Raw genomic sequence first — 6,304 nt, 5'->3', positions numbered from 1 at the left:
AAAGATTTTGCTGATATGAACTCTGTTTGGGATGCATGGGTAGCAAAAGGACATGAACCTGCTAGAGCTTGTGTTGAAGCAAGACTTGCTAGAGAATGTCTATTAGTTGAAATGACAGTTACTGCTGCTGTTAAGTAGTTAAAAAAAGCTATTGCTAATTAACAATACGTTAATTTTGCAATAGCTTTATATATTTATAGGATTATTTATGGCTAAGGATTTTATTAAACTAACGTTTCTTCTTTTACATTATTTATTGTTATATTTTTTAAGAATCCATCAATCTTATCTGCATGCATTTTTATAGTTTCTTCAGATGGCTGTGGTATATGATTATATGTGAAGTATACTAATATAGCCATTTGAGCAGTTAATCTATTTTCTGCCTCATCAAATATTATAGATTGTTTTCCGTTCATTACTTCTCTTGTACATTCTCTTTGATCATTTGCTGGTAAGCAGTGCATAAACATTGCATTTGCTCCTGCTATATCCATTACTTCTTGATTTACAACATACTTAGGTATAAATGTTGACAATCTTTCTTCTTTTTCAGCTTCTTGTCCGAACCAATAGAAGCTATCTGCTACAACTATATCAGAACCTTTAACTGCTTCTACATCTTCTGTAACTGTTAATGTTCCTCCTGAAGTTTTACAGTTTTCTAATGCTATATCTTGCCATTCCTTAGGCATTTGATATTTCTTTGGACCTATGTGCTTATAGCTCATTCCTAATTGAGTACATATGAATGCTAATGATGAACAAACATTAGTAGCATCTCCCATAAAGCTTACTGTTAAATCTTCTAATTTTTTACCCTCTGGTAAATGCTCTATCATAGTAAACACATCTGCTAACATTTGAGTTGGATGTAGCCAATCACATAATCCATTTACTACTGGTACTGTTGCATGTTCTGCAAGTCCTGCTACTGTGGTATGATAATCAACACGAGCCATCATTATATCAACCATTCTTGATAATACTTTTGAAGTATCTTCTAAACTTTCTTTCGCTCCTAGATGTATATCTTTTGGTGATAAGAATAATGCATGGCCTCCAAGTATTGTAGCTGCTGTTTCAAATGATACTCTTGTTCTAGTTGAAGGTTGCTCAAATATCATTGCTATTGATTTGCCTTTGAATAATTGTGGTACTGCATTATCTCTTCTTGCATCTTTTAATAACTTCATTAATTCAAATATCTCTAATAATTCTTCCTTGCTTAAGTGTTGAGTATCTAAGAAATGTCTTAGTCCTGTTTTATTTAAATTTGTTGCACTTGAATTTGGTAATTTCATTTTGTTAACCCCCTAAGTGTTATTATTTATTTAAATTTTTCTACTAGCTAATATTATGCAAGACTTACTTTTATTTCTTTTTCCTTGCAGATTACTGTTCCTGTTTCTCCATGTAAAGCTTCTTTAGCTTTTTCTAGTGAAGTTATTAAAGCATTTCCATTTGTAGCCTTTTCTACAAAATCCACACAAGCTTCAACTTTCGGTAACATAGACCCTTTGGCAAAATGTCCTTCTTCTATATATTTTGATGCTTCTTTTAAATTTATATTTTTTAGTTCTTCTTGGTTTGGTTTATTAAAGTTTATACATACTCTCTCTACTGCAGTTAGTATTACTAACATTTGAGCATCAAGGTCTTTTGCTAATCTTGCACTTGATTTATCTTTATCTATAACTGCTGCAACACCATAAAGTGTTCCATCATTTTCCTCTACTACTGGTATTCCTCCTCCACCAACTGTTATTACTATAGTTCCATTATCTACTAATTGCTTTATAGTTTCTAATTCAACTATTTTTTGTGGTTTAGGTGAAGCAACTACTCTTCTATAACCTCTTCCTGAATCTTCTACAAAAGTATAGCCTTTTTCTTTAGCTATTAAATCCGCTTGATCCTTTGTGTAGAACATTCCTACAGGTTTAGTTAAATGCTTAAAAGCTTCATCTGTTTCATCTACTACAACTTGAGTAACTACTGTAGCAACATTTTTATTTAGATTTCTTTTATTTAATTCATTTTTTATTGATTGCTGTAAATGATATCCTATATAGCCTTGACTCATTGACCCACACTCAGCAAATGGCATACTCGGTGTATTTGCACCATTATTTGCTGCAAAGTCCATTGCTAGATTTATCATACCTACTTGTGGTCCATTTCCATGGCCAACTATTACACTGTAGCCTTCTTCTGATAAATCTACTATTGTTTTAGCTGTTTGCTTTACTAATTCTAACTGTTCCTCTGCATTATTTCCTAATGCATTCCCACCTAATGCAATTACTAATTTTTTCATAAATTCCTCCTAATAAACAACGCTTCTCTTATGCAGATGGTTGTTGTTGTGTTATGCAGTGAATATTTCCTCCACCTAATAGTATTTCTCTAGCATATATAGATACTATCTCTCTATCTGGTAATGTTTCTTGTATCGTTTTCACTGCTAATTCATCATTTGGATCATTAAATACTGGTAATACTACTGCTCCATTTGCCATGTAGAAGTTAGCATAAGAAGCTGCTAATCTGTCACCTTCTTGACGAGGTAGAGTTCCATCTACTCCATCTACTCCTTCACTTTCTTCCTCAGTAATAAGAATATTAGCTGGTAACATTAGTTTTATAACTTCTAATTTTCTACCTTTTGCATCTGTTTCGTTGCTTAGTATTTCATAAGCAGTTTGGCAAATTTCATATTGTGGGTCATTTTTATCTTCTGTCCATGCAAGCACTACTTTTCCTGGAGCTACATAGTGCATTATGTTATCTACATGCCCATTAGTTTCGTCATTGTATATTCCAAGTGGTAACCATATAATTTTTTCAAGATTTAGATATTCTTTTAATGTATCTTCTATTTCTTCTTTATTTAGATGAGGATTACGGCCTTCACTTAATAAACATTCTTCCGTTACTATTAATGTTCCTTCACCATCAACATGTATAGAACCACCTTCAAGTACAAAATCATCTAAACGGTATCTATCTTTTCCTTCTATTTCACATACTTTTCTAGCTACTTTATCATCCTTATCCCAAGGGAAGTATAATCCATCAACTAATCCTCCCCATGCATTAAATGACCAATCAATACCTCTTACTTCTTTGCCATTAGTTACAAATGTAGGTCCACAGTCACGAATCCAAGAGTCATTGTTTGACATTTCAACTAATCTAATATTATCTGGTAACATATTTCTAGCATTTTCATATTGTTCATTGCTTACACAAACTGTAACCGGCTCAAATCTATTAATCGCAGTTGCTATATTTACAAATACTTTTTGAGCAGGTTTAGCCCCTAATCTCCAGTTATCAGTTCTCTCTGGCCATATTATCCAACAACCATCATGTTGTTCGAATTCCCCTGGCATTCTAAATCCATCTTGTTTTGGCGTAGATTCTAGTGTTTTCATTATAAAACCTCCCCTTTGTTATTTGGATCAACATTTTTCTTGCCACTATTTCTTATTAGAATTTCACCTATAACAAAGAATATTATTGAGCCTATAGTAATTGGTAACGTTCCATTAAGTGTTTCTTTATCAAAACTAAGTGGAACTGCTATAAATACTATAGATGTAATAATTAATATCATAGGTAAAATTGCTAACATTTTTAATACAAAATCATTACCACTAACCTTAAATGGTCTTTCTCTATCTGGATCTATCTTACGAAGCTTTAAGAAAGATGGGAATACTGGTAGATACGCTGATAAAAACATTACAAGATTTAAAGCAAAGAAACTCCAGAATAAATCTTGATTTGGTAAAAATGTAGCAATTATTATTACTACTGAAGCAACAATTCCATTCATTATTGCTGAACCAATTGGCATATCATTCTTTTCACTTGTTTTTGCAAATACCTTTGGCATATCACCATTTTTAGCTGCATAGCAAGCAACATTGTTTACTCCAAGTGACCATGAAATCATATTTCCAAATAAACTTAATAGGAATAAAATACTCATTACTGATATTAGTAAGCTTGTAGTTTTTCCAGTTAAAAGTTGAATACTATCAATTAATCCACTACTTGTGCTAACTTCAGATGTTGGTATTGCAACTCCTATACCAAATGCTGAAAATATATATATAGCTGCTATTACTAGTCCTCCTAGTACTATAGCTTGTGGTATTTGTTTTTTAGGATTTTCCATATCATCTGCAAATGTACATACAACTTCAAAACCTAAAAAGTTAAATAGTATAACTGATATAAAAGATAAACTATTTAAATCAAATGATGGTAATAGCGATTCTATTGTATATTCATTAGCTACACCATGATTTATAGCCCCATAGATTCCAAGGAAACCAACTACTAGTGCTAATATTACTTTTATTACAGCTGCTCCATTTAGTATCCATACACTATCACATACTGGGTAAAAACTAATAAATACTATTATCCATATAAAGGCTAATTCAATTAATAATGAAGCTCCTAACCCAAGTTTAATCCCCAAGGCAATTGATAATATTTCTGGAAATAATACAGCAAGTGATGCCATCCATAATGGGAAGTTAATCCAATAGTACCAAGATGTTCTTCCTCCCCATTTCTTTCCATAGGCTTTCCTAACCCAATCATATAATCCACCTTCTCCATCATAAGTAGTCCCAAGCTCAGAGGCTATAAGTCCATATGGTAAAAGGAATGTTAACATTAAGAATATCCACCAGAAGTATTGGGAATTTCCTATAGCAGCTACTGGAGCTGCTGCCTCTGCCACAAATACTACGCATATAACTGATAATATAGCATCAGTTAATTTAAATTTTTTCTTATCTTGAATTTGATTCATGCTCATCCCCCTCAAATATTTAATTTTCAATGTGTATTTTAAGACTAGTAAATCATTTTCTTTTTCACTGGTCTTGTAACTTAATCATAGCTACTAAACCTATAAGTTTAGAATCTATCTTAGGTATTGCTTTTGGTTTTATTTATATCTAACCTTACTTTCTTGACTAAATTTTACCTAAACTTATTCTATTTAAAGTTGTATAAATATTCTTAATATAGTAAACTTATATTAATATGAGCACTTAAATTTGGAGGGGGAGTTACAAGTTTATGGATATACTACTATTCATTTACAATATTTTTATTATAATTTTATATACCTGTCCGCTTGTGTATTCAATTAATTTATACTTATCAAAAAATAAGCTCATCTATTTATATATAAGTATTCTTTTTTCTCTGTATATTTTTGATAATATTTTGATATACATGACAGAGTTTTTCAAAAACTTTTCTGCAATCTATAACCTACAGTTTATGTCTATACCATCAATAAAAACCTTAATAATAATATCTACAACCATAGTTTATTTTGCTATTCAAAAAAATGTATTTGAAAAGGAGTTAAAATTAAGAGATTACATTATATTAATCTTATTTGTATTTAGTTTATTTATTGTACCTTTAGTTTTACATGGAGCTCTTATGGTTTGGAGTTATTATCTACCTTATCAATTAATAACTATTTATTTAGGATTAGTAGGACTTAAATATTTAAAAGACAATCCTAATCTATTAGAAGAAATTTCTTCTATGAGGTTATATAAAGCTATACTAATTTATACTTTAATTTTTTCTATATTAATTATTATTGAAGATACAGTAGTAATTTTTTCCTTTGATGTTTATTCACATTTATTGGTTAAGATTAATAATAGAAGTATTTCAGAAGATATATTGAGTATGATTTATGCTGTTTTTGCTATTAAATACTGTACTAAAAACTTAAATGTCCTTACTACTAGTGATATAGAGGTTGAAGGTAAAAATAATATTCTTAACACGGCTTTTTCTGATAAAATTTTTTACGAGTTTTCAAAACACTCTAATTTAACTAAGAGAGAGCAAGAAGTATTTAAATTAATCATTGAAAATAAAAATAATAAAGAAATTAGCGAAGAGTTGTTTATTTCAATTGGTACTGTTAAAACTCATATACATAATATTTTTCAAAAGGTTAATGTTGATAGACGTAATCAACTATTAATTAAATATAAAGACTTTCAAAACAAAACTGTTACTCTATAAATCAAGTCCTCTATAGTATTTTAGCAAGATAAAAGGCTATGATTAAAATCATAGCCTTTTCTTATTTAAATATTAATGTTTATAGAATTATTTTTACACATATATATCAGAAAACTCAATGCTACATTTTTCAATTTGTTCATCTTTATAAATATTATCTAGCATTAAATTCTTCTGGTAACAATCAACTATTCCAATAGGTAGTTCAAATGTAAAT

At 30.1% G+C, this 6,304-nt stretch carries 6 protein-coding genes; 2 read left to right on the top strand and 4 right to left on the bottom strand.

The genetic code is table 11. The features are described from left to right. On the top strand, window positions 1–138 hold a 138-nt coding region (locus ACRC03_RS02335), incomplete at its 5' end, for a Rid family hydrolase (protein WP_438650942.1). A gap of 86 nt (window positions 139–224) precedes the next feature. On the opposite strand, the gene ptcA is transcribed toward ACRC03_RS02335, so the two are convergent. From ptcA to ACRC03_RS02315, 4 genes are read right to left on the bottom strand one after another with little or no spacing between them, the layout of a single operon-like run. Next, window positions 225–1,304 (bottom strand): putrescine carbamoyltransferase, encoded by a 1,080-nt coding sequence (ptcA, locus tag ACRC03_RS02330; protein ID WP_438650940.1) that lies wholly within the window; start codon window positions 1,302–1,304, stop codon window positions 225–227. Window positions 1,305–1,357: 53 nt separating this feature from the next. Then, the gene (gene arcC, locus ACRC03_RS02325; RefSeq protein ID WP_438650939.1) at window positions 1,358–2,320 is read right to left on the bottom strand and encodes a carbamate kinase; all 963 of its coding nucleotides are present in this window, start codon (window positions 2,318–2,320) and stop codon (window positions 1,358–1,360) included. A gap of 28 nt (window positions 2,321–2,348) precedes the next feature. After that, entirely contained in the window at window positions 2,349–3,440 is a 1,092-nt protein-coding gene (aguA, locus tag ACRC03_RS02320; protein WP_438650938.1) for an agmatine deiminase, read from the bottom strand. Continuing rightward, a complete protein-coding gene (locus ACRC03_RS02315) occupies window positions 3,440–4,837 on the bottom strand; it encodes an APC family permease (RefSeq protein ID WP_438650937.1) in 1,398 nt (465 codons plus the stop codon). The genes aguA and ACRC03_RS02315 overlap by 1 nt, the downstream gene beginning before the upstream one ends. Before the next feature lie 431 nt (window positions 4,838–5,268). On the opposite strand from ACRC03_RS02315, the gene ACRC03_RS02310 reads away from it, so the two are divergent. Further along, window positions 5,269–6,087 carry a helix-turn-helix domain-containing protein gene (locus ACRC03_RS02310; protein ID WP_438650941.1) on the top strand — a complete coding sequence of 273 codons (819 nt, stop codon included), beginning with the start codon at window positions 5,269–5,271 and terminating at the stop codon, window positions 6,085–6,087. The last annotated feature ends 217 nt before the right edge of the window (window positions 6,088–6,304 follow it).

It is taken from the genome of Romboutsia sp., from assembly GCF_051659545.1.
GTDB lineage: Bacteria > Bacillota > Clostridia > Peptostreptococcales > Peptostreptococcaceae > JBOFOR01.
Note: the sequence above shows the minus strand (reverse complement) of the source record. Positions and strands in the feature narration are given on the sequence as shown.

Bases quoted from the DNA above. Each gene is read 5' to 3' on its own strand.
- ptcA (WP_438650940.1), bottom strand. From the start codon at position 1,304: ATGAAATTACCAAATTCAAGTGCAACAAATTTAAATAAAACAGGACTA.
- arcC (WP_438650939.1), bottom strand. From the start codon at position 2,320: ATGAAAAAATTAGTAATTGCATTAGGTGGGAATGCATTAGGAAATAAT.
- aguA (WP_438650938.1), bottom strand. From the start codon at position 3,440: ATGAAAACACTAGAATCTACGCCAAAACAAGATGGATTTAGAATGCCA.
- ACRC03_RS02315 (WP_438650937.1), bottom strand. From the start codon at position 4,837: ATGAATCAAATTCAAGATAAGAAAAAATTTAAATTAACTGATGCTATA.
- ACRC03_RS02310 (WP_438650941.1), top strand. From the start codon at position 5,269: ATGACAGAGTTTTTCAAAAACTTTTCTGCAATCTATAACCTACAGTTT.